The following is a 24,297-nucleotide window of genomic DNA, read 5'->3' on the forward strand; positions in this document are numbered from 1 at the left end:
ACCGTGAAGACGAACGCCCCTCAGGCGCGGGTGAGTTCGGCCGCGCCGAAGGACACGTCGAAGCGGTCGCACCAAATGCTGACACTGCGGTAGTCCGAGGGATCCACGTCGGCGGGGAGGGCGTAGTTCTGGCTTCCCTTGTTGCCCTTGAGCCTGCCGAGGCTGACGTGCTTCCCGTCGTCGAAGACATGCCATCCGGCGCGGCCCCGCCGCACCGGCGCGTCGGTCAGCCAGACGCGCAGGTCCGGTCCGTTGCTGGTGTCCAGGTTCTCCAGCCGGACGACGTGGGAGCCGTCGGCCAGCCGTACGAGCTTCACCGTGCCCGAGGTGGCGTGCTCGTGGCTGATCAACTCACCGCTCGCCCATGTGTGCGGACCGGTGGCCGGGGCGGACTGCCCGGAGGGCTCGTCCGAGGGGGCCGGTGCGGGAGCCGACGCCGGAGGGGCCGGGGCGCTCACGGCTCCGGGGAGCGCCTCTTGGACGGTCTCGTCCTGCCACAGCTTCCACGGCTGGAACCAGTACAGGCCGAATCCGACGCCCGCCACCGCCACCACCAGCACCGCGATGGCCAACGGCCCGGTCAGTGCCCTGCGCACACGCCCCATCTCCGCCCCGATCCTCAGGAGTTCACTTCGTCGTCCGTCCATTCAACGGGCGCGGACGACCGTCGCGCACCCCGTGGCCGATGACGGAATCCTTACGTCGCGCCGGTCGCACTGTTCGAACGGCGGCAACGCGGTGCGGGCGGAGACCGGGCGGAGACCGACCGAGGGAAGGCCGCGCTCCGTAGTATCACTTCGACACAACGCCGTACATGCCGTGGGTCGGCGGCCCGCGACCTGTCGGGTCCTATCAAGGAGCGTGAGCGTCATGTCCGAGACCACCACCCAGACAAACGGGGTGACCAGCCAGTATGCGGCGCAGGTCGCCGGTGACCTGGAGCGCAACCTCAAGGAGCAGGACCGCATCGCCGGTGAGATCGCCGCGCTGCAGGAGCAGTTGGCCTCCCTGGAGAAGGACCGCACGGTACTGCTGAACGTGCAGCAGGCCCTCGGTGTGGAGTCCGCGCCCGCCGCGCCCGCGGTCGAGAAGACCGCCGACAAGAAGGCCGCGGTCGAGAAGACCTCGGACGAGAAGGCCGCGGCGGTGCCCGCTCCCCGGAAGAAGGCCTCGGCAGGCGCCTCCCGCCGGCCGAAGGCCGCCAAGCCGGCGGCGGCTCCGAAGCCGGCCGTCACGAAGCAGGCCGTCACGAAGGCGGGGGCCCGTAAGACGGCCCCGAAGACGGATCAGCCCTCGCTCGTCTCCCTCGTCCGCGAGCACCTCGCCGGCCAGAGCGAGCCGCGCTCCGCGGCCGAGGTGGCCCAGTCGCTGGGTGAGCGGTACCCCGAGCGGGGCATCAAGACCACCGTCGTGCGCACCACCCTCGAAGGGCTGGTGGCCAAGAACCACGCCCAGCGCAGCAAGCAGGGCTCGTCCGTCTTCTACACCTCCCCGGAGGCTCCCACCGCCCCGGCCGCGAGCGCGGAAGAGGTGCCGCGAGAGGGACAGTCCGCGTAAGGCGGGGCCGACGGCTCCCGCACCGCGTGGTCCACGAGGTCGCCGCGGTCACCGCGCGGCGACCCGGACCGCCCGCGCCCCGGGCGTCCGGCCGTCACGCGGGGCGCGCGGCGGACCCGTTCCCGCCACGCCGCGGGGAGTGCCGGCCGGCGTCGTTCACACGGAGCACCTCACCTCCCTGGGCGGCCGCCCGACCGGCCGCGCCCGGGGACGGCCCGCCCGCGGCTGCCGCCGGTGGGTCGAAGCGGGACCTCAGAACAGGTCGATCGGACCGGCGCGGTCGACGAAGCGTCCCGAACCGGCGCCGGGCCCCTCGGTCGCCAGCCGGACGATCGCGTCGGTGCCCTCGGTGACGGTCTGGGGACCGCTGTGGCCGTTGAGGTCGGTCGCCGTGTAGCCGGGATCGGCGGCATTGACGCGGATGTCCGGGAACGCCTTGGCGTACTGCGTGGTCAGCATTGTGAGGGCCGCCTTGGAGGCGGTGTAGAGGGGCACGACGACCGCCGACTCGGCGCGTGACGGGTCGTGGGTGAAGGCGAGCGATCCCATCCCGCTGCTGACGTTGACGATGACGGGGTCCGGGGACCGGCGCAGCAACGGCAGGAAGGCCGTGGTCGTCCGGACCACGCCGAAGACGTTGACGTCGAAGACGCCGAGAGCGTCCGCGCCGGTCAGCTCGCTCGGATCGCCGTACGGACCGGGCACGCCCGCGTTGTTGACGAGAACGTCCAGCACGCCCTCGTGGGCGGCGACGTCGGCCGCCGCGGCGGCGACGGAGGCGTCGTCGGTGACATCGATCCGGACGAACCGCGCACCCAGTGCGGTGGCGGCAGCGGCACCCCGTTCCGGGTCGCGGGCTCCCACGATCACGGTGTGGCCGAGTGCGGTGAGGCGGCGGGCGGTCTCGTGGCCGAGACCCTTGTTGGCTCCGGTGATGAAGATGGTGGTCATGCGTCGATCGTTCGCGACGCGGCGGAGGTCCGCCAGGGATGCCGCGACCGTAGGAACGGCAGTACCACCGTCGGACGGGGCAGGATGGACGGCATGGAAACGCAGCACGGCATGGCGACGCAGCACGGCATGGCGACACAGCAGGTCATGGCGACACAGCGGGGCGTCGGTCTGGGCGCGACGATCCGCGCCTGGCGGGAGCGGCTGTCCCCGTCGTCCGCGGGACTGCCGTCCGGCCGTGCGCGCCGCGCGACCGGACTGCGCCGCGAGGAACTCGCCGAGCGTGCCGGCCTCTCGGTCGACTACGTGGTGCGCCTGGAGCAGGGCCGGGCCACGCGCCCTTCCGCGCAGGTGGTCGCCTCCCTCGCGGACGCCCTGCGCCTGACCCGCCCCGAACGTGACCACCTCCACCGCATGGCCGGACTGGCCCCCGTGGACGAGGAACCGGTCCCCGACCGTGTCCCGCCGGGAATCCACCGGCTGCTGGACCGGCTCGGGGACGCCGCGGTCGCCGTGTTCGCCGCGGACTGGCAGTTGATCCACTGGAACCCGGGGTGGGCGGCGCTGCTCGGCGACCCGGCGACGACACCGCCGGAACTGCGCAACTTCGCCCGTGAACGGTTCCCCGTCGGATCCGGGTGCGGACGCGTCGCACGCTGGCCGGTGTTCGAGGAGAACCGCGACCGTTCCGACCTCGCCGTCGTGTCGGACCTGCGCCGGGCGTCCGGCCTCTTCCCCCACGACGCACGCCTGAACGAGCTGATCCGGGTCCTCGCCGCGGGCAATCCCACCTTCGCCCGGCTGTGGGCGAGCGGCACGGTGGCCGCGCACCGCGAGGACCGCAAGACGGTCGAACATCCCACGGTCGGGCGCGTGGAAGTGGACTGCGACGTCCTGACCGACGGCGACTCCGAACTCAAGATCGTGATCCTGACCGCGTCGCCCGGCAGCACGGACGAGGACAGGCTGCGGCTCGCCATGTCCGCCGATGCCGACAGCAGGCCCACGCCCTCCCCCTGATCTCCCGTCACCCGTCACCCGTCACCCGTAGCCCCGTCGCCCCCTCGGCCCGTCGGCCCGTCGCCCCGTCACCGAGCGGCATCCGGTCATCGCGACGGGACGCGCACGGGACGTAGGCTGTGCTCGGCACGGACACGGTGGGGGCGCACATGCGGGTGGAAGAAGCACCGAGTTGGGGGTCGGCCCTCGATTCGGTCGTGGTGTACGCGCAGGGCGCGCTCTGCCGCCGTCTGGCCCGCGGCAGCGTGCCGCCGGACGGGCGGGTACGGGTGACGGGGCTGCCCCGCTCGCTGGACCCCGGCTCACTGCGGGCACGCGTCCTCGGCGCTCCCGGCGTGCGTGTCGTCGAGGCCAGGGTGGAGGTCGGGGCCGAGCCGCGGGAGGCCGCCGTCCCCGACGGGTTGCGGCGCGAGGTGGAGCGGCTGGGGGACGCGTACGCGGCGGCACAGGGGCGTCGGGACCGGCAGCTGGATCTGATCCGGGAAGTCGCGGCCCTGCACCCGGTCCCGCCGGCCCGCAGGCGCGACGACCCGCACCGGCGCACCCCGGTCGACGCGTGGCTGGAACTCGCCGACTTCGTCGAACAACGGCTGACGGACCTGCACGCCCGCCTCACCGAACTCGACGAGGCACTGCGCCTCGTCGAGCACGACCTCGCCGTCGCCACGGACCGGCTGGCCCGCGCCTCCACCGACGTGCCGCCGGCGCACGTCGCGACCACGGTCTCCGCGGTCCTCACCCTCGTCGGCGGCACCGGTGACGCGGAAGCGGAGCTGGAACTGGAGTACGGGGTGCCGGGTGCCGTCTGGGTGCCGGCCTACCGTCTCGGCCACCGCCGGGGCGAGGACAGCGGCCGTCTGGTGCTGCGCGCCTCGGTCGCCCAGCGCACCGGGGAGGACTGGACGGGCGTACGGGTCGCCCTGTCCACCGCCGACCTGCGGCGCCGCACCGGTCTGCCGAGGCTCGGTTCGGTCCGGATCGGGCGCCGCCAGCCCGCCCCCGCCCCCTCCGGCTGGCGCGAGCCCCCGGCCGGACTCGCCGACCTGTTCACCGGATACGACACCCCGGGCCCGCGTCCGGCCACGGCCGCCGCTCCCAGGGGTCCGGGGGCGGCGCCCGTGGCCGGCGCGGCCGCCCTCGCTCCCCCGGTCCCCCCGCCGCCGTCCTACGGCGGGCCCCCGCCCCTGCCCGCGGCGCCCGGCGGCCCGCCCGTCACCCCTCCGATGCCCTTCGGCGGCCCGGTGCCGGACCTCGCACAGCCGGTCAGGTCGCGTCCGGGCGGCGCCCCGCGCAGCGCCGCCAGGGCCTTCGCCGCTCCCGCCGCCAAGGCGCCCCCGGCTCCGGGCCGGGCCGCACCCCCGCCGCCGCCCGCCCCGGCGGTCGGTCCGGCGGTCGGTCCGGCGGTCGGTCCGCCGCAGCCCAGCGGCGCCGAACTCGACTACGCGGCACTGGTGTTGTGCGGCCCCGACGAGCAGGGCGACCGCCGGGGCCGGCTGTTTCCCGACGCCGCCTTCGACCCGGTGGCGGCCGAGCACCGGCGCCGCGCCGAGGCGGTGGCCGCACTGCCGCTGCCCGGGCACGCCGTGCGGCCCCGCGAGTCGGCGGGCTCCTTCGACCACCGCTTCGACGCCGCCGCCCGCGCCGACATCCCCTCGGACGGCACCTGGCACACCGTCACCGTCGGCGAGATCCCGGTCGGTCTGCGCACCGAGTACCTGTGCGTGCCGTCGGTGGAGCCGACCGTGTACGCCACCCTCGTGCTCTCCAACGCCACCGACCAGGCTCTGCTGGCCGGCCCGGTGGAGGTCACCGTCGACGACGACTTCCTGCTGACCGCCGCACTGCCCACCCTCGCGCCCGGCGGTGTGCGCCGGGTGGGACTCGGGCCGGCCGAGGGCATCCGGGTCACCCGCCGCACGAACCTGCGCGAGTCGACGGCGGGCCTGCGCAACAACATCACCGTGCTCGACCACCGCGTGCACGTGGAACTGGCCAACCGGCTCGCCGGGCCCGTGACCGTCGAGGTCCGCGAGCCGGTGCCGGTGACCTCCGACCCGGACGTCCGGATCGAGGAACGGGCGGACTGGACGGCGCCCGAGGACGGTGCCGGGTCCGACCGGCACGCACCCGGCACCCGCGTCTGGCGGGTGACGCTGCCCGCCGGCGGCACCACCGCTCTCGACGGCGGCTACGAGATCCGCATCCCGGCCGGCAAGACCCTCGTCGGCGGCAACCGCAGGAGCTGACCCATCCATGTCCACGGCCCCGAAGCCGATCGCCCTCCCCGTCACCGCCGTCACCTGCCTGGAGGACCGCGCCCTCGTCGAACGCGCCGCCGTGCTCGACCTGCGGGCAGGTGTCCAGCAGCTGCGCCTCGGGCCGGTCAGCGCGCTGGCCGTCGACCGCACCCTGCACGCCGAACTGACCGCCGGGCACGGCGCGACCGTGCTCGACGTGCGGATCGTCCGCGCGTGGACGCCGCGCGGGCCGCTGCCGTCCGCCGACGACGACTCCGCCCTCCGCCGGCACGTGCACGCCCTCGAAGAGGAACGGCTCGCCGTCGAGCAGCGCCGCGACCGGCTGCGGTCCCGCCTCGACCTGCTCGGCCGTCTCGCCGCCGACCTGCTGCGGGAGATCGGCGAGGGCGCCGGTCACGGGGAGACCGAGGGACCGCGCTGGGCCCGCGAACTGGACCGGGTGGACGCCGAGCGCGACGCGTACGGTGAGCGGCTGCGCGCCGCGGAAGCCGGACTGACCGCCCTGGCCGCCGAACTCGCTGAGGCACAGCGGGCCGTGGACCTCGCGGAGACGGAACCCGCCGAGCTGGTCGGGTACGTCGAACTGACCGTGGAGGCCGGCGCCGCCGGCCCGGTGGGGCTGCGCCTGACCCACCTCACCCCGTGCGCGCTGTGGCGGCCCGTCTACCGGGCCGTGCTCGACGGGGACTCCCTCACGCTGGAGACCGACGCGATGGTCTGGCAGCGCACCGGCGAGGACTGGTCGGACGTACGGCTGACGTTGTCGACGGCCCGGTCCGCGTCGGCCGCCGAACCGCCGCGCCTGCGGGAGGACCGGCTGACGCTCACGGACCGCACCGCGGCGGAGCGCCGCACGGTCGACGTCGAGCTGCGCGAACAGGAGATCGGCGACCTCGGCCCCGCCCCCGTGATCGGCCTGCCGGGAGTCGCCGACGGCGGCGAGACCCGCGTGCTCGACGCCTCCGCGCCGGTCTCGGTGCCCGCGGACGGCCGCGCCCACCGCGTGCCCCTGTCCGCCTTCACCACGGCGGCGCGAAGCGAGTACGCCTGCGCGCCCGAGCTGTCGCCCCTGGTCACCCGCGTCGCACGGTTCGACAACCGCTCGGGCCACGCCCTGCTCGCCGGGCCCGTGGACCTGGTCCGCGACAGCGGGTTCACCGGCCGCGGCATCCTGGACTTCACGGCCCCGGGCGCCCCCGTCGAGCTGGCCTTCGGAAGCTGCGACGACTACCGCGTGGTCCGGCACGCCGAGGAGTCCCACGCCTCCCCCGGCCTGACCCAGCGGACCGTGACCACCCACACCGTCAGGCTGCACCTCTCCCGGTTCTCCGCCCCCGCCGAACGGGCCGAACGGACCGTCACCGTGCGGGAGCGCGTGCCCGTCTCCGAGGTCTCGGCGGTGGAGGTGCGCCTGCGCGAGGAGGCCTGCTCCCCCGTGCCCGACACGGTCGACGCGGAGGGCATCGTCCGCTGGGACGTCGTCCTGCCTCCCGGCGGCCGTCGCACGATCACCCTGGTCTACGAGCTGTCGGCGAGCGCGAAGGTGACGGGACTGCCGGGACCGTGAGGCAGGGGGCGCACGCCCGCCCGGCCCTCGCCGGTCGTGAACCGCCCGCTGTCGCGGGGTGACCACGGCACCGTCACCGCGGGCCGCCGGCCCGCCTCCGTCCCGGAGCAGGGCCGGCGGACGCCCGGCGGGTCGACGACGTGGCGGGACGGGCGACCGGCCACCGGCCCCGTACCGCCGTCAGCACGGGGCCGGTCGCTCCGGCACGGGCGAGGCCGCCGCCCGGGCACCGGCCATCCTGCCGGGCCGTACGTTGCAACACCGTTGCATGATCCGGCGCGCCCGGTGGCGGCGCGCCGGTCCGCCCAGCCGGTACGCGCGCACTCAGGCGGGTACTCCGGATTCCATGGCCGGCATCGAACTCACCAGCAGCGCGTTCGACGACCACGCCGTCCTGGCGCGCAGGTACGCGTACGAAGGAGAGAACGAATCCCCGCCGCTGGCGTGGAGCGGCATCCCGGACGAGGCGACCGAGCTGGTGCTGTTGTGCGAGGACCCCGACGCGCCGTCGGGCACGTTCGTGCACTGGGTGGTGGTCGGCATCGACCCCCGCAGCGACGGTACGGAAGCGGGCGGGGCCCCGCCCGGCGGCACCGAACTGGTCAACGGCTTCCACGAACGGGGCTGGGGCGGACCGCACCCACCGCCGGGAGACGACGCACACCGGTACCACTTCCGCCTGTACGCGCTCGGGGAGCCGTGCGTCCTCCCCGAGGCGCCGAGCGCCGAACGGATCCACCGGGCCGTCGACGACCGGCGACTCGCCGTCGGCACCCTCGTGGCGCTCTACCGGCGCTGACCGAGAACCGGGGCCCACGGCAGGAGAGACATCCTCGCCGCGACCCCGCGACCCCGCGACCCTACGGCCCCGCGTCACGCCGTCACCGTGCGTCCCGCTCGCGCCGCAGCCGACGCCCGACCACCAGGAGATCGACCGCGGCCGACAGGGCCAGAGCCCCGCACAGGACGGCGACGGCGACCAGCGGGCCACGTCCCGGGCTGTCGCCCGGACCCGAGCGGGCGGCCCACACGGCGAGGACGACGGCCGCAGCGACGAACACCGGCACGAAGACACCCGACAGGAGCAGGCGCAGTGCGAGGGGGCTCTGCGCGGTGGCCGGTTCGGTCCCGGTCCTCGGGAAGCGCCGTCCGATCGTCCCCGAACGCGCCCGCCGCTCACGGCGTCCCGGACCCGATGCGCCCATGGTGTTCCTCCTCCACACCGGTCCGGCTCCCGCCGTGCCTTCCGCGCACGGCGCACAGCGGCGCCGGCGGCAAGCGGTGGCCGCCCCCGGCGCCCGTCGGCGTCTTCACGTCGTCTCCGGCACCGTGCGCCGCGCCGGGCGGCGGATCCGCGTCCTGACCGGTCACTTCTCGTTGCGGGCCGGAGTCCGAGCCGGTCCCGGCCGCGCGGTCGTCCGGGACTCGGGCTCGGAGCGCAGCCGGTCGTCGCACCACCGCCTGGCCGTCACGGCGACGTGTTCCAGAGCGCCCGGTTCCTCGAACAGGTGCGTCGCCCTGGGGACGACGTGCAGGGCGTGCGGGCACCGCATCCGCCGGGCCGCCTCCTGGTTCAGGGCCAGCACCTGATGGTCCCGCCCGCCGACCAGGAGCAGTACCGGGACCGTCACCTGCTCCAGGGCGTCCCCGGCGAGATCCGGGCGCCCGCCCCGCGACACCACGGTCAGCACGCGGTCCGGCCGTTCGGCGGCCGCCACCAGCGCCGCCGCGGCACCGGTACTGGCGCCGAACAGGACGAGGGGCAGGTCGTGGGTGTCGGGCCGGGCCCCCAGCCAGTCGATCGCGGCCACGAGCCGTCGGCCCAGGAGCGCGATGTCGAACCGGTGCTCGGCGGTCAGCGCGTCGCGCCGCTCCTCGCGCTCGCCGAGCAGGTCCATCAGCAGCGTGCCCAGCCCGGCGGTGCGCAGCTCGGCGGCCACCATGCGGTTGCGCGGACTGTGCCGGGAACTGCCGCTGCCGTGCGCGAAGAGCACCACGGCGCGCGCCGCCGCCGGGACGACGAGGTCACCGGAGAGCGTGACCTCCCCGGCGGGCACCAGAACCATGTCGGAGGTCATCGGTATCAGCCTCTTCCCCATCGGCCGATCGTGCGGATCACCACGACCCGGATGTCCCCCACCGCGTACCCACGACGCCGAGGGGAACCCGCTCGCGGGAGCGGAGTTCCCGTTTGGCCGCCGTCCGGGAGGAAACCCCGGACAGGAGAGGACGACCGTGCACACGTCCTCGTCCGAGGAAGGCAGGTGGCAGGTCATGCGATTCCAGGACCGTCGCCACGCCGGCCGGGAACTCGCCGCCCGGCTGCTGGAGTGGTCGGCGGAGGGCGCTCTCGTCGATCCCCTCGTGCTGGCCCTCCCCCGGGGTGGCGTCCCCGTGGCCGTCGAGGTGGCCCGGGCGCTCGGGGCGCCGCTCGACGTCCTCGTGGCACGGAAGATCGGCGTTCCGGGGCACCCCGAGACCGGCATCGGCGCGATCGTCGGGGACGATCCTCCCCTGTTCGACCGGCGCTCGGTGGAGATGCTCGGCCTGAGCGAGGACGTGCTCGGCCCGGACGTGACCCGTGAGCGGACCGAACTGCGGCGCCGGGAACAGCGGTACCGCGGCGACCGGCCCGCACCGCGCGTCGCGGGCAGGACCGTGATCGTCGTCGACGACGGGCTCGCCACCGGCGTCACCGCGCGTGCCGCCCTGCGCCACCTGCGCCGGCGAGGACCCGCGCGGCTGGTCCTCGCCGTCCCGGTCGGCGCACCCGAGTCGGTGGCGGCCCTGCGCTCGGAGGCGGACGACGTCGTCTGCCCGCACCAGCCGCCGGACTTCCGGGCGGTCGGCCTGTGGTACACCGACTTCGACCAGGTCGACGACGAGGAGGTCACGCGGGCCCTGCACGGACACGGCGCCGGCGCGGGCAGGGGCTGAGGGAAGGGAGCCCGGGATCATGGACCGTGGAAAACGGGACGACGGCGCGCCGCGGGACCGCGGGGCCGCTCCGGAGAGCCGGTCCTTCGAGGGCCGTGGGCCGTACTCCGAGGAGCACGAGCGGGTCTTCCAGGCGTTGAGCCGTCTGCAGCGGGAACACCAGGGCGAGGCCGTCCACCTGGAGGAGGTGGCGAGCGCCTCGCGCCTGCCGCCGGAGGAGACCGCCGAGCTGCTGCACGACTTGGTGACCGTCCACGGCCTCGCCACCGAACTGGCCGGATCGGACACCCCGGACCTGGGCCCCCGCTTCGGACTCAGACCCCACCTGTGACGGCCCCGACCAGAATCGGTGCGGCCACGGAGAAAGGGGCCCGGCTGATGCCGGGCCCCTCTCCTGTGGTAGCGGGGACAGGATTTGAACCTGCGACCTCTGGGTTATGAGCCCAGCGAGCTACCGAGCTGCTCCACCCCGCGTCGGTTCTGCCACTCTACACGGCGATCCGGGCGGGCTGGGCACAGGGGTCAGCCGCGGACGATGTTCTCCGCCTGGGGACCCTTCTGTCCCTGGGTCACGTCGAAGGTGACCGCTTCTCCCTCCACCAGCTCGCGGTAGCCGTTGCCGGAGATGTTGGAGTAGTGCGCGAAGACATCCGGGCCGCCGCCGTCCTGGGCGATGAATCCGAAGCCCTTTTCGGCGTTGAACCACTTCACGGTGCCGCTGGCCATACTGCTGTGTCCTTCGTTCTCGCCGGCGGACGCCGGCTGCAATGGGTGTGGGCGCCATCCATGATCATGGATCGCGTCCCAGACCCGTTCTACCCCACGAAGGGCCTCACAATCCGCACCTGGCGCTCAAAAACTTCTCCATCGTGACCTGTTCTCAGCCGATGGACGGACGGAGGCGCCGCGCACGCGCGGGGACACCGTCCATGGCGGTCAGTCGCCTCCGCCGCCGCCCCCGCAGGACGACCCACCGCCACAGGACGATCCGCCGCCGCACGACCAGCCGCCGCCCCCGTCACCGCCCCCGTCACCGCCTCCGTCACCGCCCCAGGACCGGCCCCGCGACCTGAAGCGCCGCCGGTCCTGGCGTATTCCCGCGATCAGGATCACGAGGAACGCGAACCCTGCGATCACCATGAATTCCACTGCACTCGACCCCCGTGGTCGTCCGACGGAAACTTCTGCCAGGGCCATGCCCCGCGACGTCCGGGGGTCAAGCGCGTCTTGAGGAACTCCAGAGCTTCGGCGGCCCGCCCGGCCGGCGGCGACTCAGTCCACGATCGTCACCGTTCCCGGTGTTCCCGGCGTTCCCGCGGGGCGGGCGAGCGCGGCGCCGAAGTTGCCCTCGACCTCCGTCTTCTCGGCCGTGTTCGGGTAGGGGTTCGTGCACGCGACGCCGGCGCTGGAACCCGACATCAGGCTGGTGCAGGGGCCGGGTTTGCGGTCCGGCAGGCCGAGAATGTGGCCGAGTTCGTGCGCCGATATGCGGACCGTGTCGTAGCCCTGGTCGACGGCCTGCCGTCCGATGTAGACGGTGCCGTTGCCGAGCGAGGTGGTCAGGGCGCGGGGCCAGCCGTTGTCGGCGAGGATCCGGATGTTGGCGCGTTGTCCGGAGGTGACGGGGCGCAGTTCGACGTTGTCCACGCTCTCGTTCCAGATCGCCGCGCCGCGGTCGACGGCGGCCCGGAACTCCGCGGACGCGCCGGCGTCGTAGGTGACGACCCGGGCCGCGAGAGGCTGGTCGGCGGGGGCTTGCGCATGCGCGTGGGCCGGGCCTGCGAAGAGGGTGGCGGCCGCCGCGAGGGCGGCGGCCAGCACCGGGACGCGGGTGGGTGAGTGCATGATCGACCTCCTGTGGGGGAAGGTGGGCGTGCTCATGTCACGTACTGCTGGCCCTCTGCCCACGTCCCGCGACCGTCAATCCGTCAATCCGTCGTTCGGTGCCACGCCGCTTGAACAAGTCCCGTCGTCCGCACGTAGGGAGAACCGGGAGCCCGGCCCCCGCGTCATGACAGGCGTCGTCCCGCACCCGGACCGCAGCCACTCAAGGAGCACCGATGACCACTCCGCGCCTCAGCGACCGGCTGACGACGCACCAGCCGCTCGTGCTCGGCCTGTTCCGCATGGTCCTCGGCCTGTTGTTCGCCAGCGAGGGCGCCGCCACGGTCTTCGGGGTGCTGGGGCGCAAGGCCAGTCCGGTGGGCGACTGGCCCTTCTGGTACGCCGGAGTGATCGAACTGGCGTGTGGCGTGCTCGTCCTCCTGGGGGTGGCGACCCGCAGCGCGGCGTTCCTCAGCTCGGGCGTGATGGCGTTCGCCTACTTCACCGAGCACCAGCCGGACGGCCTGTTCCCGTTGCAGAACGGCGGCCTCTCCCCCGCCCTGTTCTGCTGGGGCTTCCTGCTGCTGGTCTTCTCCGGACCGGGCGCCCTGTCCCTGGCCGCTCCGACGGGCCGGGAGGGGCGACCGCGACCGGCCGGTCGGGGAGTGACCGAGCCGTCCCGGTGACGTCCGCCGCGGCCCCCGAAGCCGCTCCGAAATGCGTTTCGCCCTCGGGGGCGGGCCCTTGGTGTGACGCGGTGACGACGACTCGGATGATCCTTCTCAACGGTGGTTCCAGCTCGGGGAAGTCCGGCATCGTGCGGTGCCTCCAGGCCGTACTGCCCGATCCGTGGCTCGCGTTCGGGGTCGACTCGTTCGTCGACGCGCTGCCCGCGAAGCTGCGGGCGTCCGAGGCGGGGCTCGAGATCGCGGAGGACGGCCGGGTGAGCGTCGGAGCGGACTTCCGGGCGCTGGAGGAGGCCTGGACCGAGGGGATCGTGGCGATGGGCCCGCGCCGGTGCCCGGATCGTGGTCGACGAGGTCTTCCTCGGCGGGGCCGGGTCCCAGCAGCGGTGGCAGAAGGCGCTGGGGAACGTGACGGCGCTGTGGGTCGGCGTCAGGTGCGGGAGCTAGGTCGCCGCGGGCCGTGAGATCGCGCGGGGGGATCGCGTCCCGGGAATGGCCGCTTCGCAGGCGGACGCGGTCCACCGAGGGGTGGTCTACGACCTGGAGGTCGACACCACGCACACCGAGTCCCTGGCGTGCGCGCGGACCATCGCCGCCCACGTCCGCTGACCGTCCGCGCCGGCCCGGCAGCGGGCGGCCAGGTCCGGCGGCGCCCGTACCGGGAGTTCAGGCGCGGGCCAGTGCCAGCACCTCGCCGAGGTTGTGCTCGGCTATGGACGCCATGGCCGCACGGTCGGGGAAGTCGCCGTCGAGCAGGCGCAGCGGGCCCGCCGTCAGCGAGAGTCGCTGGGCCAGTGTGTAGAGCGCGAGCCGGTTCTCGTCCAGGCCCGGTGCCTCCAGCGGGTGGTAGGCGTCGTCCAGGCGGATCCGCAGGAAGACGTGCTCCCACTCGACGTCGAAGTACATCGTGCCCTCGATGTCGATCAGCACGGGCTTCCCGTCCGCGTCCACGAGCACGTGGTCCGGGCCCAGTTCGCCGTGCACGACCGCGTACTCGGCGCGCGGCCGCACCGCCGCGGCCAGCTCCGGCAGGCGCTCCGCCAGCCGGTCGCGGACTCCCGCGATCCGCTGATCACGCGACGCGGCCTCGGCGAGGTCCCGCAGTGCGCGGTCCAGGACGACCGCCTCGCACGACGACCCCCGCGAGGTTCCTCCCGCGTCGGCCACGGCCACCTTGCCGTAGGCGGGCGCCCGATGGCGTCGCATCGCCTCCAGCGCCTCCCCGAGCCCGGCCAGGACGCGGGTGGCCGCGCGCGGGTCGCGCGCGAGCAGTTCCTCCAGGTTCTCGCCCGCGAGGTCCTCGACGATCGCGAGGCCGCCCGTCTGGTGGGCACCGTCGCGGTCGGTGAAGCGGATCGCCGGGACCCGGACGCCGAGCGCGTCCAGCCGCGTGTGCGCGGCCTCGAACAGGTCGAGTCCGAGACCGGGCGAGAAGGGGTCGGTGAGGTCGTCGTCGCCGTGGGCCGCCGGCCAGTGGTTCTCGGCGGCGTCCCAGAGGTAGGCGATCGCCGTCGTCGCGTCGTCCATCACGAGGCGGTACACGCCCTTCTTGCTGCCGCCCGTGACGCGTGTGACACCCTCCAGTCTCCGCCCGCCGCCCAGCGCGGTCCGCGCCGCGTCCGCCAACCGCTCCCGCGTCGCCCTGCGTTCCACGTTCCGAACCACCCCTCCGCTGCTACGACTTGGGCACTTTACGGGGCCGTGGAAGCGGGAGCGACCGCTTTCCTCCGCGCTCCGTCGCGCCACTTGGGCCGTTCCAGCCGTTCCAGCCGTTCCGGCCGCCTCACCGGCTCCACCGCTCCCGCCGGTTGCCGTCGCCACCGCTGTGCGGCCGCCGTGTTGCACCGTGACCGCGGTCGGGCGACCTCTACACTGCGATCACTCTCGTGTCGAAAAATACCCATTTGTCACTTTCCGCGCAGACGTCGACCGTCCGCCGTCCGTCTGCCGCCCCAGGAGGCGCCCCGTGACCACCCTGCCCCGACGCGGTGTACTGAAGAGCCTGCCGCTCGCCGCCGGAGCGGTCCTGACGGCATCGTCGACGAGCGCGCACGCGGCGGCGCGGGCGAGCGCTCGCGCGGTGCCGCCGGCGCACGCTCGCGCGGTGCCGCGCCGCGAGGACGGCCCCGGCTTTCCCCAGCCGGAGACGCGCAGCACCCCGCCCTGGCGCCGCTCCCTGACCACACGGCTCACGGTCGGACTCACCGAAGTGGCGCTCCCCGGCGTGGGCACCGTCCTCACCCGTACCTACGAAGGAGCGGTCCCCGGACCGACCTTGCGGGTGCGCCCCGGCGACGACCTCGAGATCACGCACGTCAACGCGCTGCCGCCGGACACCGCGGGCCCCCACCAGGACATCAACGTCCCCCACCGTTTCAGCACCTTCAACCTGCACACCCACGGCATGCACGTGGACCCGACGGGCGACGCGGACAACGTGTTCCGGGCCTTCAGCCCCGCCGCGGAGCCGGGTGGCACCACGGTCCACCGCAGCCGCGTCACGGTCCCGGCCGGGCATCCCGCCGGCACCTTCTGGTACCACCCCCACCACCACGGGTCCACGGCCACCCACGTGCTCAACGGCATGGCCGGCGTCCTCGTCGTGGAGGGGGACGTCGACGAGGTCCCCGAGATCGCCGCCGCCCGTGAGGTCGTCGTCTGCGTCAACGAACTCCGCCTGAACGGCGGGCGGGTGCCGGATCTGACGTCGGAGGGCGCCTTCGAGGGCCTCGCCCCCACCTTCCTCGTCAACGGGGCGAGGAATCCCGTCCTCACCCTCGCGCCCGGCGAGGTCCAGCGGTGGCGAATCGTGCACGCCGGGGCGCTCACCCCGCTCTCCCTGCGGCTGGACGGGCACACGGTGCACCGGATCGCCCAGGACGGCATCACCTTCATGACCCCCGTCGCCTCCGCCACGGTGGCTCTGCCGGTGGGCGGTCGGGCCGACGTGCTGGTCCGCGGCGGTGAGCCCGGTACGTACGAGCTGATCACGGACGGCGTCGACCGTCCCCTGATGACGGTGGTCGTCACCGGCCCGCCCCGCGACATGTCACTGCCGGCCGACCTGCCCGGACGGCCCACCAGCCTGCCCGCCCCCACCCGCACCCGGCACATGGCCTTCCGCAGCTACAGCAACGTGTTCTCCGGCCCCTTCCCCAACGCCTACCGCATCCTGGGCGACGGAGAGACACCGCACGCCGATGCCGCGGCGGGCCCACGGGACCTGTCCTGGGGCCGCTTCTCCCCCGATCACGTCAACCACCGCGTCCGGCTGGGCGAAGTGGAGGAATGGACCGTCGCCAACGACTCGCACAGCCATTCCCACCACTCCTTCCACCTGCACACCAACCACTTCCTGCTCACGGCGGTCAACGGCCGCCCGCTGGCCACCCCCGTCTGGCACGACACCGTCGACATCCCGCGCCGCGGCACGATCACCTTCCGGCTGTGTGCCGAGGACTTCGAGGGCCGTTCGATGCTGCACTGCCACCAGCTCCAGCACGAGGACCAGGGCATGATGCAGATCGTCGAGTACGTCCGCTGAGCCCCGCCCGTGGACGAGGCCGGCCCCCGGCAGCGCGAACGGTGGTGGATCCGGCGAGATCCTGTCACCAAGCTGTGAAGAACCCGCGGGACGCTGGAGCAGCACTCCGGCACACCACGCTTCTCATCGGGGGAACCACGCCATGAGCACCGCACGCAGAGCAGCCGTCGTCCTCGCCGCCCTCTCCGCACTGGCACTGACCGCCTGCGGTCCCGCCGAGGACGACGCGGCGGGCGACACCGGCACGACACCGTCCACGAGCCCGTCGGCGGCCCCGTCGAAGGCGCCGTCCACGAGCCCGTCGACGACACCGGCAGGGCCGGCTTCCCCCGCCGGAAGTCCGTCCGGCACCGGCTCGTCCGGTGGCGGCGGCCCGGCCGGCACCGGAAGCGGCTCGGCCGGCGGTGGCTCCTCGGCCGGCGGTGGCTCCTCGGCCGGTGGCGGCTCCTCGGCCGACCACGACGTCTTCCCGTGCAGCACGTACGACGTGAAGTTCACCGCGAGCCTCGCCGAACCGACCACCAGCAGCTACCTGTTGAAGATCACCAACAAGGGCGAGAAGGCCTGCCGGGCGCTGGGCCACCCGATCGTGACCTTCGGCGAACTCGACGGCCAGGCGACGGAACGGGGCTCCGCCCCCGGCATCGAGGACGCGCTCAGGCTCGAACCGGGTGAGTCGGCCTACGCCGGCCTCATGGGGGGCGCCGACGACGGCAAGGGCAGGACGGTCGCCTCGATCGCGATGACCATGAACACCGAGTCCGATCTCGAACAGACCCCCCTCAGCGCCTCGACCCCGGGCCTGTACGTCTCCCCCGACACCAACTCCGTGACCCCGTGGATGAACAACGCGGAGGACGCGCTCAGCCTGTAGGCCGAGCCGGGAACCGCACGCCCGCCGGGAAGCCGTGGCCTCGCCGGCCCTCCGCCGGCGGCCCGGGACCCGGCCGGCGGCTCGCCGGCCGGCGGGGCACCGCTCCAGGCCGACCCCGCCGACGCCCGGGCCACGACACCCGCCCGGTCTCCCGCGTTCAGGGGAGGCCGGTGGCGGTGCCGGACGCCCGGCACCCGTTGAAGACCGGGCGCATGCCGGATGGCTGGTGCCCCTTGTCGTTCCTGGCCTCGGGTCATGATCTTTCCGGACGGTCGACGCACTGTCACCGTCTGCGCGCACAGCCGCTCCGCGGACCCGCAGACCGCGGCCCCTCAGGAAGACGCCGTGCGCAACCTCATCGACCACGCGCTGTGCCGCACCACCTGAACACGCACTCGGCACCGCGGTGAGGCTCACCGTGTTCGTGCCGGGCCGGGCGACCGCCCGCGGGCGGGACGCCGGCGGAGGTGTCGGAGGCGCCCGACCGGTACGCGGTGCGGCCGTTCGGGTGGCGGGTCCGCCGAACGGTGCAACCATTCGGCCAAGCGGGCTGTCTCACCTGATAACAGTCACACGTACCCCCAGGGGGACATCATGGTGCGAACCAGAACCATTTGGGCCACCGCCGCCGTCATGACGGCCGCGCTCGGCGCGGCCGCGATCCCGGCCCAGGCCGCCTCGCCCACCGCTGCGGTCGCCGCCGCGCGCGCGGCCGTCGCCTGTCCCACCGGCTGGGGCAGTCTCGACAAGGCGTACACCGCCGGCGCGACGACGCCGGTGCGCGACGCGCGGACCGGACAGCACGACTGCTACGACCGGCTCGTCATCGACGTTCCGGGCGCGGCCGCCGGCGAACTCGGCTACTCGGTCCGTTACGTGGACCGCCTCTACCAGGACGGTTCCGGCCGTTACATCCCGGTGGGCGGCGGAGCGATCCTGGAGGTGCGGGTGAGCGCGCCCGCCTACGACCCCGACACCGGCGCCCCGACGTACCCCGCGCGCGCCGCCCAGCCACTGCCCGGCGTGAACATCACCGGCTACCGGACCTTCCGTGACACGCGGTACGCCGGCAGCTTCGAGGGCGAGACGCAGATCGGGCTCGGGGTGCGGGCGCGGCTGCCCTTCCGGGTGCAGCGGCTCGACGGCCACCTCGTCGTCGACGTCGCCCACGGCTGGACGGCCGCCCGCTGACGCCGCCGGCCCGTTCCGCCGCCGCGGCTGCCGCCGTCGGCGGCGGTCGCGGCCGGCGCGCCGACGACCGAGGGCACGGAACAGCAGGGGTGCCCGCCTCCGGGGGACGGGCAGCACGCGCCGGTCCGCTCACGGCGTCCCGTGCGGGTCACACGGCCGTGGCGCCCGGCAGTGTGTACTCGTCCCTGCGGCCGCACATCCCGAAGCCGTCGCGCCGGGTCGGTACGGCCTCGTGCGCGGTCGCGCCGACGAGATACGACGGCTCCCCGGCCGCCAGCGCGTCGAGCTGGGCGCCGGTGCGTTCGGCGGTGGCGAGCGCACCGGCCCGCCACAGCTCGCGCCACACCGGCACCTTCTCGCGCACCAGTGCGGCGGCGGCCCGCTGGAAGGCCAGGAACGGCTCCGGGTCGCCGGCGACGAGGGCCCTCCGCAGGCCGACGTACCCCTCGACCGCGAGGTCCCGGCGCCGGCGCGCGGCCGCGGCCACCCGCGGGCCGGTTCCGGGCGGGAGCGCCGCGGCGGCCGCGTACCGCCGCGGATCGGCGAGCACTTCGGGCGGGAACGTGAAGACGGCGTCCCCGGCCTCGGGCAGGCCGCTGTTCTGCATCAGCACCGTGACGCGCAGGCCGCCGCCCTGCACCATCCGGTGCACGGTGCCCGGCGTGAACCAGGCCACCGATCCGGGCTCCAGGGGGGTGTCCCGGTAGCCGTCGGGGCTCAGGGTCTGCACCGCTCCCCGGCCGCCGGTGACGACGTACGCCTCCGTGCACACCAGGTGCAGGTGCGGGCTGCCGCCGCACACGCCGTCGGCGGCCTCCCAGTCGTACGCGCTCAGGTGGGACAGGCCGACGGCACCGGGCAGCGGGTGCGGCGGCGCGGATCCGGACTCGCTCACCACGACGCACCCTTCACCTGGAAAGCGCTTGCTCCATGGCGAGCCTAGGCCAGGGGGCGGGTGGGTACAAGGCCGCCCGTTCAGCGCCGGCGCCGGTGCCGGCCCCGCGGCACGCGTCGGCCGGCGAAGGCCCGAGGCCCTCGCCGGCCGCCGGGAACGGTGTCGCTCAACCGGTCGTGCAGGCGGTGCCGTTGAGGGTGAACGCGGTCGGCGCCGTGTTGGTGGCGCCCTTGGTGCCGATGAAGCCCACGGTCACCGAGCCGCCGACGGGGATCGTCGAGGTGTACGACGCCGCGGCCACGCTCACCGCGCTCCCGCTCTGGGTGGGGGTGCCGCCCCACATGTTCGCCACCGTCTGGCCGTCCGGGAAGGCGAAGGCGAGGGTCCAGCCGTCGACCGCCGCCGTACCGGTGTTGCGCAGGGCGATCTCGCCCTGGAAACCGCCGGACCACTGCCCCACCACGCGGTAGCCGACCGAGCACGCCGCACCCGGGGTGCCACCGCCCTTGCCGGTGGTGACGTCCACCGTGGCCGAGCGCGCCGAGCGGTTGCCGGCCGCGTCACGGGCGTAGACGGCGAACGTGTACGCCGTGTCCGGGGTGAGGCCCGTCAGCGTGGCGGTGTTCGCGGTGGACGCGGCGACCTTGGTCTCGGTACCGCCGCTGATCCGCACGACGTCGTAACCGGTGACGCCGACGTCGTCCGTGGCCGCGCCCCAGGTGAGCGTCGCGGAGGTGGCCGAGACGGCGGAGGCCGCCGGGGTGCCGGGGGCGGTCGGTGCCCGGGTGTCGCCCGGGGTGCCGCCGCCGAAGACGGTGGCCTCCTTCGCGGTCCGGGCGATGCCGTTGACGCCGTTGAAGATCCGCTGTCCCCAGGAGCTGAGGCGGGTCGGGTCGAAGTCGGTGGCGAGGTCGAGGACCGGGTCGGTGTTGCCGCTCCAGGACCAGGCCAGGTAGCCGAGGCCGAGCTGCTCGGCGGTGGCCATCATGGTGTCCTCGTCGGGATCGCCCCACTGGTCGGCGGGACCGCCGAACTCGCCGATGAGCAGGGGGAGTTTCGCGTCGACGAAGGCGTTGAGGTAGTCGGTGATCTCCGCCGCGGTGTCGAAGACGCTGTACATGTGGATGGAGAAGATCAGGTTGCCGGTGGGATCGGCGTCGTAGACGGTCCGGGCGTTGGCGCGCATCACGCCCTGCCAGTCCTGTCCCCAGTTGGGGGCGTCGACCATGATCGTGTGCTGGAGGCCGGCGGTGCGCAGCTTCTTCACGGCGGCGATCGTCGGGGCGGTCCAGCCCTCCGGGGCGGTGTTGCCCCAGGGCTCGTTGCCGATGTTGACGATGACGTAGTCCTCCTGGCCGGCCAGGACGTCCTTCAGGCCGATCCAGTAGTCGGCGGCGTGGTCGAGGGTGCCGGCGGCGGTGTCCTCGCCGTAGCCCGTGGTGTCGTGCACCTCCAGGACGCAGATGAGGCGGTTGGCCTTGCACCGGCCGATGACGGCGGCCACGTCCTCGGGGGTGTTCCTGGTCCAGCGGTGACCGTCGGAGAGGACGACGCGGACGGTGTTGGCGCCCAGCGCCTTGACGTCGGCGAGGGACTGCGTCTCACCGGGGTACCAGGTGTGGGCGTGGTTGACGCCGCGCATCACGAAATCGTTGCCGTTGCCCTCCAGCAGGCGCCCGTCGCTGATGTGCAGGCCGGTGGCGAGGGCGCGCGGGGCCTCGGCGGCCCGGGCGCCGGCCGGGACGAGGAAGCCCAGGCCCAGGACGACGGCGAGGGCGAGCAGACCGGCCAGGAAGGGGGCGGGGTGACGCGGACCGGCCGGGGCGGAGCGGCTCGCTGACGCCGTCGGACCGCCGGGGGCCGGGGCGGACGCGGGCAGGAAGCTCTTTCGGGTCGTGCTGCGTGCTCTTCTCACTGCGACTCCAGGAGTGAGCGCCAGAAACTCAGGCATCGGGAGGATGGGGGTGGGAGCGCTCCCATGAAGCCATTGCGACAAGTACACGTCAAGACATCGCGCACAGGCCGTCGGCCACCCGGTCGGAGTGACGGGGTGGCCGACGGCCTGTCTGCGGGGCGGTCCGTCCGGCTCCCGCGGTGTCCCGGCGGGGTGCCGCGCCGCACTTCTCAGCGGGTCACGACGTGCCGCTCGTCCGGTACACAGTGGGTCATCGTGAGGCCCTCCACGTCACGGGGCGGGTTCTTGCCCAGGTGGGCGAGGCGGTCGCGGTCCTCCTCGGTCAGGTCCTGGCCCGCCAGGGGTTCGAGGTCGGCGACGTCCTCGGGGGTGATGCCGAGGCCTTCGCCGATCCTCAGCCCCAGGTCGTTCTCGACCAGGAGGAAATGCCACACCATGCGCTCCCGCACCGGCCGGTCGCACTCGGCGAGCGCCGCCGTGAGGTTCTGGACCAGGTCGTCGCGCTCCCACTGCTCCATCAGCAGGTAGCGCTGGCCGGCCTGCTGGTAGTCGTTGGTGCGCGGGATGCGCTTGCGGGTCAGCCGGCCGCGGATCTCCGGGCCCTGTTCGTCGTGCGCGGGGTACCGGCCCTCCCGCAGCCCGCCGGTGATCGACGGTTCGTAGTTGACGCTCGGGTTCTCGCCGCCGCCGTCCACGCGGTACGTCATCCGCCCGTCGCGCTGGTTGGTGCGCACGTCGGCGTTCTTCGCCTGGTTCACGGGCAGTTGGAGGTAGTTCGGACCGACGCGGTGGCGTTGCGTGTCGCTGTAGGAGAAGGTGCGGCCGACGAGCATCTTGTCGTCGGAGAAGTCCAGTCCGTCGACGAGGACCCCGGTGCCGAAGGAGATCTGCTCGTTCTCGGCGAAGAAGTTCTCCGGCATCCGATTCAGCACCATCCTGCCGACCGGCTTGGGCGGGAACTCCTGCTCGGGCCAGGTCTTGGTGTCGTCGAGCGGGTCGAAGTCCAGCTCCGGGTGCTCGCCGTCCTCCATCATCTGCACGAGCAGCTCCCACTCGGGGTACTCACCGCGCGCGACGCTCTCGTAGAGGTCCTTGGTGGCGTGGCCGAGGGAGTCCGCCTGGACGTTGGCGGCGTCCTGCTCGGTCATGCTGCGCACCCCGGCCTTGGGCATCCAGTGGTACTTGACCAGCACCGTGCGGCCCTCGGCGTCGACCCACTTGTAGGTGTTGACGCCGAAACCCTGCATGTGGCGGTAGTCGGCGGGGATGCCGCGCGGGCTGAACAGGTTGACCAGCATGTGCATCGACTCGGGGGTCTGCGACATGAAGTCGAAGATGCGGCGCGGCTGCTGCTCGAAGGTGACCGGGTCGGGCTTGAGGGCGTGGATGACGTCCGGGAACTTGATCGCGTCCCGGATGAAGAAGACGCCGAGGTTGTTGCCGACGAGGTCCCAGTTGCCGTCCTCGGTGTAGAACTTCACGGCGAAGCCGCGCGGGTCGCGGGCGGCCTCGGAGGAGTCGCGTCCGCCGATCACCGTGGAGAAGCGGACCGCCAGGTCGGTGCGCTTGCCGCGCTCCTGGAACAGCTTGGCGCGGGTGTACCGGCCGATCGGCTCGTCCCCCCAGGTGCCGTACGCCTCGAAGTAGCCGTACGCGGTGACGCCGCGGGCGTGGACGACGCGCTCGGGGACGCGTTCGCGGTCGAAGTGGCTGATCTTCTCGAGGAACTGGTAGTTCTCCAGGGTGGCGGGACCGCGGGCGCCGACGGTGCGCTGGTTCTGGTTGTCGTGGACCGGGTGGCCCTGCCGGTCGGTGAGCACCTTCCGGCCGTCGCCGCGATCGGGCCCCTTGCTCGATACGTCGGTCATGTACATGCGCTCCTTCGCGTCGGTTCCCCGCGGTCACGGGGCGCGGGGCTGCCGCGCAGCCACCGCCGGGATCTCGGACGGACGGCCCGGGTACCCGATGGGCCGGGACGAGTCACACGAGCCAGCTTGGGGCCGGGTGCGGCGCGCTGCATCCGGACGACGGGGACGCCCGCCCGTAAACCTGCTGGACAGCCGCCGGGCCGTTCACCTGGAATGAGCGGCATGTGTGCGGTGAAGATGCGCCCGGACGAGGTCGACGTGGACGCGGCACTGGTACGGCGGCTCGTCGCCGGGCAGTTCCCGCGGTGGGCGTCGCTGCCGGTGGAGCGGCTGGAGTCCTCGGGGACGGAGAACGCGATGTTCCGGCTGGGCGCCGACAAGGTGGTGCGGCTGCCTCGGTATCCGGGGGCGGTGGAGAGCGTGGCCCACGAGCGGCTCTGGCTGGAGCGGCTGGGGCCGAGGCTGTCCGTCGCCGCGCCGGTGCCGCTGGAACGGGGCGCTCCCGGTGAGGGGTTCCCCTGGCCGTGGTCCGTCTACCGGTGGCTGGACGGCCGCAATCCCGTCGCGGGCGCCCTGGAGCGGCCCGAGGCGCTGGCCGCGGACCTGGGGGCGTTCGTCGCCGGGCTGCGCCGGGTCGACGCGCGGGGCGGGCCGCCCGGGCACCGGGGTGTGCCGCTGGCGGAACGGGACGCGCCCACCCGTTCGGCCATCGCCCGGTTGGCGGGCAGGATCGACACGGCCGCGGTCACCGCCCTGTGGGAGGACGCGCTGCGGGCGCCGGGCCGCACGGCACCGCCCGCGTGGGCCCACGGCGATCTGTCACCGGGCAACGTGCTGGTGGCGGACGGCCGGTTGGCGGCCGTGATCGACTTCGGCAGCGTGGGTGTCGGGGACCCGGCCGTGGACCTGATCGTGGCCTGGAACCTGCTGCCGGCGCCGGCCCGCGCCGCCTTCCGGGCGGCGGTGGGCGCGGACGACGCCGAGTGGGCGCGCGGCCGGGGCTGGGCGCTGTCGATCTCGCTGATCCAGCTGCCGTTCTACTGGGAGACCAATCCGCCGCTGGCGGAGAACTCCCGGCATGTGATCAGGGAGGTCCTGGCGGAGGCCGGGAGGTGACGGGGGCCGGGACCCGGGGGTGACGGGCCGCGGACGGGCGGGCCCCGGCCGCGGCCCGGGACGGCACGGGCCGGCGGTGGCGGGCCTCCGGGAC

Annotated in this window: 23 protein-coding genes, 1 tRNA gene and 1 pseudogene; 14 read left to right on the top strand and 11 right to left on the bottom strand. The window is 73.9% G+C overall.

What is annotated here, in order from left to right; genetic code table 11:
• Positions 1-20: 20 nt before the first annotated feature.
• Positions 21-605 (bottom strand): DM13 domain-containing protein, encoded by a 585-nt coding sequence (locus ACH4N1_RS18145; protein ID WP_398098177.1) that lies wholly within the window; start codon positions 603-605, stop codon positions 21-23.
• Positions 606-870: 265 nt separating this feature from the next.
• On the opposite strand from ACH4N1_RS18145, the gene ACH4N1_RS18150 reads away from it, so the two are divergent.
• Positions 871-1,557 carry a hypothetical protein gene (locus tag ACH4N1_RS18150; protein WP_398098179.1) on the top strand — a complete coding sequence of 229 codons (687 nt, stop codon included), beginning with the start codon at positions 871-873 and terminating at the stop codon, positions 1,555-1,557.
• Between the two features lie 252 nt (positions 1,558-1,809).
• Here ACH4N1_RS18150 and ACH4N1_RS18155 read toward each other — a convergent pair whose 3' ends face one another.
• Complete coding sequence (locus tag ACH4N1_RS18155) at positions 1,810-2,508, bottom strand: SDR family NAD(P)-dependent oxidoreductase (protein ID WP_398098180.1); 699 nt, start codon at positions 2,506-2,508, stop codon at positions 1,810-1,812.
• 147 nt (positions 2,509-2,655) lie between these two features.
• Between ACH4N1_RS18155 and ACH4N1_RS18160 the strand changes: the two genes are divergently transcribed.
• The 4 genes from ACH4N1_RS18160 (at position 2,656) to ACH4N1_RS18175 (ending at position 8,152) form a co-directional block, all read left to right on the top strand.
• On the top strand, positions 2,656-3,528 hold the full coding sequence (locus ACH4N1_RS18160) for a helix-turn-helix transcriptional regulator (RefSeq protein ID WP_398098362.1): 873 nt from the start codon (positions 2,656-2,658) through the stop codon (positions 3,526-3,528).
• A gap of 149 nt (positions 3,529-3,677) precedes the next feature.
• A complete protein-coding gene (locus tag ACH4N1_RS18165) occupies positions 3,678-5,774 on the top strand; it encodes a DUF4139 domain-containing protein (RefSeq protein ID WP_398098363.1) in 2,097 nt (698 codons plus the stop codon).
• Positions 5,775-5,781: 7 nt separating this feature from the next.
• Complete coding sequence (locus ACH4N1_RS18170) at positions 5,782-7,353, top strand: DUF4139 domain-containing protein (protein ID WP_398098182.1); 1,572 nt, start codon at positions 5,782-5,784, stop codon at positions 7,351-7,353.
• Between the two features lie 346 nt (positions 7,354-7,699).
• On the top strand, positions 7,700-8,152 hold the full coding sequence (locus ACH4N1_RS18175) for a YbhB/YbcL family Raf kinase inhibitor-like protein (RefSeq protein ID WP_398098183.1): 453 nt from the start codon (positions 7,700-7,702) through the stop codon (positions 8,150-8,152).
• Between the two features lie 82 nt (positions 8,153-8,234).
• Here ACH4N1_RS18175 and ACH4N1_RS18180 read toward each other — a convergent pair whose 3' ends face one another.
• Positions 8,235-8,558, bottom strand: coding sequence for a DUF6343 family protein (locus ACH4N1_RS18180; protein WP_398098185.1), 324 nt, complete (start codon positions 8,556-8,558; stop codon positions 8,235-8,237).
• Between the two features lie 162 nt (positions 8,559-8,720).
• A complete protein-coding gene (locus tag ACH4N1_RS18185) occupies positions 8,721-9,431 on the bottom strand; it encodes a dienelactone hydrolase family protein (protein WP_398098364.1) in 711 nt (236 codons plus the stop codon).
• 196 nt (positions 9,432-9,627) lie between these two features.
• On the opposite strand from ACH4N1_RS18185, the gene ACH4N1_RS18190 reads away from it, so the two are divergent.
• Together ACH4N1_RS18190 and ACH4N1_RS18195 are read left to right on the top strand one after the other, a co-directional pair.
• Positions 9,628-10,290, top strand: coding sequence for a phosphoribosyltransferase (locus tag ACH4N1_RS18190; protein WP_398098186.1), 663 nt, complete (start codon positions 9,628-9,630; stop codon positions 10,288-10,290).
• Positions 10,291-10,309: 19 nt separating this feature from the next.
• Positions 10,310-10,621 carry a hypothetical protein gene (locus tag ACH4N1_RS18195; protein WP_398098188.1) on the top strand — a complete coding sequence of 104 codons (312 nt, stop codon included), beginning with the start codon at positions 10,310-10,312 and terminating at the stop codon, positions 10,619-10,621.
• Positions 10,622-10,687: 66 nt separating this feature from the next.
• On the opposite strand, the gene ACH4N1_RS18200 is transcribed toward ACH4N1_RS18195, so the two are convergent.
• The 3 genes from ACH4N1_RS18200 to ACH4N1_RS18210 form a co-directional block, all read right to left on the bottom strand.
• Positions 10,688-10,764 (bottom strand) — tRNA-Met (locus tag ACH4N1_RS18200).
• Positions 10,765-10,812: 48 nt separating this feature from the next.
• Positions 10,813-11,016, bottom strand: a complete 204-nt coding sequence (locus tag ACH4N1_RS18205) for a cold-shock protein (RefSeq protein WP_073499692.1) — start codon at positions 11,014-11,016, stop codon at positions 10,813-10,815.
• Between the two features lie 546 nt (positions 11,017-11,562).
• Positions 11,563-12,135, bottom strand: coding sequence for a snapalysin family zinc-dependent metalloprotease (locus tag ACH4N1_RS18210; protein WP_398098190.1), 573 nt, complete (start codon positions 12,133-12,135; stop codon positions 11,563-11,565).
• Positions 12,136-12,350: 215 nt separating this feature from the next.
• Here ACH4N1_RS18210 and ACH4N1_RS18215 point away from each other — a divergent pair, with 215 nt between their 5' ends.
• Together ACH4N1_RS18215 and cpt are read left to right on the top strand one after the other, a co-directional pair.
• Entirely contained in the window at positions 12,351-12,800 is a 450-nt protein-coding gene (locus ACH4N1_RS18215) for a DoxX family protein (protein ID WP_398098191.1), read from the top strand.
• Positions 12,801-12,886: 86 nt separating this feature from the next.
• A pseudogene (cpt, locus tag ACH4N1_RS18220) lies at positions 12,887-13,409 on the top strand (chloramphenicol phosphotransferase CPT).
• A 57-nt stretch (positions 13,410-13,466) separates the two neighbouring features.
• Here the strand turns inward: cpt and ACH4N1_RS18225 are convergent.
• Positions 13,467-14,342 (bottom strand): aminoglycoside phosphotransferase family protein, encoded by an 876-nt coding sequence (locus ACH4N1_RS18225; RefSeq protein WP_398098365.1) that lies wholly within the window; start codon positions 14,340-14,342, stop codon positions 13,467-13,469.
• 424 nt (positions 14,343-14,766) lie between these two features.
• On the opposite strand from ACH4N1_RS18225, the gene ACH4N1_RS18230 reads away from it, so the two are divergent.
• From ACH4N1_RS18230 to ACH4N1_RS18245, 4 genes are all read left to right on the top strand, one after another.
• A complete protein-coding gene (locus tag ACH4N1_RS18230) occupies positions 14,767-16,344 on the top strand; it encodes a multicopper oxidase family protein (RefSeq protein WP_398098193.1) in 1,578 nt (525 codons plus the stop codon).
• Positions 16,345-16,486: 142 nt separating this feature from the next.
• A complete protein-coding gene (locus tag ACH4N1_RS18235; RefSeq protein ID WP_398098195.1) occupies positions 16,487-17,218 on the top strand; it encodes a DUF4232 domain-containing protein in 732 nt (243 codons plus the stop codon).
• 255 nt (positions 17,219-17,473) lie between these two features.
• Positions 17,474-17,605 (top strand): hypothetical protein, encoded by a 132-nt coding sequence (locus tag ACH4N1_RS18240; RefSeq protein ID WP_398098197.1) that lies wholly within the window; start codon positions 17,474-17,476, stop codon positions 17,603-17,605.
• A gap of 207 nt (positions 17,606-17,812) precedes the next feature.
• The gene (locus tag ACH4N1_RS18245) at positions 17,813-18,409 is read left to right on the top strand and encodes a hypothetical protein (protein WP_398098199.1); all 597 of its coding nucleotides are present in this window, start codon (positions 17,813-17,815) and stop codon (positions 18,407-18,409) included.
• A gap of 148 nt (positions 18,410-18,557) precedes the next feature.
• Here the strand turns inward: ACH4N1_RS18245 and ACH4N1_RS18250 are convergent, their stop codons facing one another.
• The 3 genes from ACH4N1_RS18250 to ACH4N1_RS18260 all read right to left on the bottom strand — a co-directional run bounded on the left by ACH4N1_RS18250 (position 18,558) and on the right by ACH4N1_RS18260 (position 23,087).
• Positions 18,558-19,307: a cupin gene (locus ACH4N1_RS18250; protein ID WP_398098201.1), complete on the bottom strand. Its 750-nt coding sequence runs from the start codon at positions 19,305-19,307 to the stop codon at positions 18,558-18,560.
• A 163-nt stretch (positions 19,308-19,470) separates the two neighbouring features.
• Positions 19,471-21,087, bottom strand: coding sequence for a cellulase family glycosylhydrolase (locus ACH4N1_RS18255; RefSeq protein ID WP_398098367.1), 1,617 nt, complete (start codon positions 21,085-21,087; stop codon positions 19,471-19,473).
• A gap of 341 nt (positions 21,088-21,428) precedes the next feature.
• The gene (locus tag ACH4N1_RS18260; protein WP_398098203.1) at positions 21,429-23,087 is read right to left on the bottom strand and encodes a catalase; all 1,659 of its coding nucleotides are present in this window, start codon (positions 23,085-23,087) and stop codon (positions 21,429-21,431) included.
• A gap of 222 nt (positions 23,088-23,309) precedes the next feature.
• On the opposite strand from ACH4N1_RS18260, the gene ACH4N1_RS18265 reads away from it, so the two are divergent.
• The gene (locus tag ACH4N1_RS18265; RefSeq protein WP_398098205.1) at positions 23,310-24,203 is read left to right on the top strand and encodes an aminoglycoside phosphotransferase family protein; all 894 of its coding nucleotides are present in this window, start codon (positions 23,310-23,312) and stop codon (positions 24,201-24,203) included.
• Positions 24,204-24,297 lie beyond the last annotated feature (94 nt).

The organism is Streptomyces sp. NPDC017202, from assembly GCF_044331705.1.
GTDB lineage: Bacteria > Actinomycetota > Actinomycetes > Streptomycetales > Streptomycetaceae > Streptomyces.

What these genes read in the sequence shown, in the direction of transcription:
- ACH4N1_RS18145 (WP_398098177.1), bottom strand. Translation starts at nt 605, where the DNA reads ATGGGGCGTGTGCGCAGGGCACTGACCGGGCCGTTGGCCATCGCGGTG.
- ACH4N1_RS18150 (WP_398098179.1), top strand. Translation starts at nt 871, where the DNA reads ATGTCCGAGACCACCACCCAGACAAACGGGGTGACCAGCCAGTATGCG.
- ACH4N1_RS18155 (WP_398098180.1), bottom strand. Translation starts at nt 2,508, where the DNA reads ATGACCACCATCTTCATCACCGGAGCCAACAAGGGTCTCGGCCACGAG.
- ACH4N1_RS18160 (WP_398098362.1), top strand. Translation starts at nt 2,656, where the DNA reads ATGGCGACACAGCGGGGCGTCGGTCTGGGCGCGACGATCCGCGCCTGG.
- ACH4N1_RS18165 (WP_398098363.1), top strand. Translation starts at nt 3,678, where the DNA reads ATGCGGGTGGAAGAAGCACCGAGTTGGGGGTCGGCCCTCGATTCGGTC.
- ACH4N1_RS18170 (WP_398098182.1), top strand. Translation starts at nt 5,782, where the DNA reads ATGTCCACGGCCCCGAAGCCGATCGCCCTCCCCGTCACCGCCGTCACC.
- ACH4N1_RS18175 (WP_398098183.1), top strand. Translation starts at nt 7,700, where the DNA reads ATGGCCGGCATCGAACTCACCAGCAGCGCGTTCGACGACCACGCCGTC.
- ACH4N1_RS18180 (WP_398098185.1), bottom strand. Translation starts at nt 8,558, where the DNA reads ATGGGCGCATCGGGTCCGGGACGCCGTGAGCGGCGGGCGCGTTCGGGG.
- ACH4N1_RS18185 (WP_398098364.1), bottom strand. Translation starts at nt 9,431, where the DNA reads ATGACCTCCGACATGGTTCTGGTGCCCGCCGGGGAGGTCACGCTCTCC.
- ACH4N1_RS18190 (WP_398098186.1), top strand. Translation starts at nt 9,628, where the DNA reads ATGCGATTCCAGGACCGTCGCCACGCCGGCCGGGAACTCGCCGCCCGG.
- ACH4N1_RS18195 (WP_398098188.1), top strand. Translation starts at nt 10,310, where the DNA reads ATGGACCGTGGAAAACGGGACGACGGCGCGCCGCGGGACCGCGGGGCC.
- ACH4N1_RS18205 (WP_073499692.1), bottom strand. Translation starts at nt 11,016, where the DNA reads ATGGCCAGCGGCACCGTGAAGTGGTTCAACGCCGAAAAGGGCTTCGGA.
- ACH4N1_RS18210 (WP_398098190.1), bottom strand. Translation starts at nt 12,135, where the DNA reads ATGCACTCACCCACCCGCGTCCCGGTGCTGGCCGCCGCCCTCGCGGCG.
- ACH4N1_RS18215 (WP_398098191.1), top strand. Translation starts at nt 12,351, where the DNA reads ATGACCACTCCGCGCCTCAGCGACCGGCTGACGACGCACCAGCCGCTC.
- ACH4N1_RS18235 (WP_398098195.1), top strand. Translation starts at nt 16,487, where the DNA reads ATGAGCACCGCACGCAGAGCAGCCGTCGTCCTCGCCGCCCTCTCCGCA.
- ACH4N1_RS18240 (WP_398098197.1), top strand. Translation starts at nt 17,474, where the DNA reads ATGATCTTTCCGGACGGTCGACGCACTGTCACCGTCTGCGCGCACAGC.
- ACH4N1_RS18245 (WP_398098199.1), top strand. Translation starts at nt 17,813, where the DNA reads ATGGTGCGAACCAGAACCATTTGGGCCACCGCCGCCGTCATGACGGCC.
- ACH4N1_RS18260 (WP_398098203.1), bottom strand. Translation starts at nt 23,087, where the DNA reads ATGACCGACGTATCGAGCAAGGGGCCCGATCGCGGCGACGGCCGGAAG.
- ACH4N1_RS18265 (WP_398098205.1), top strand. Translation starts at nt 23,310, where the DNA reads ATGTGTGCGGTGAAGATGCGCCCGGACGAGGTCGACGTGGACGCGGCA.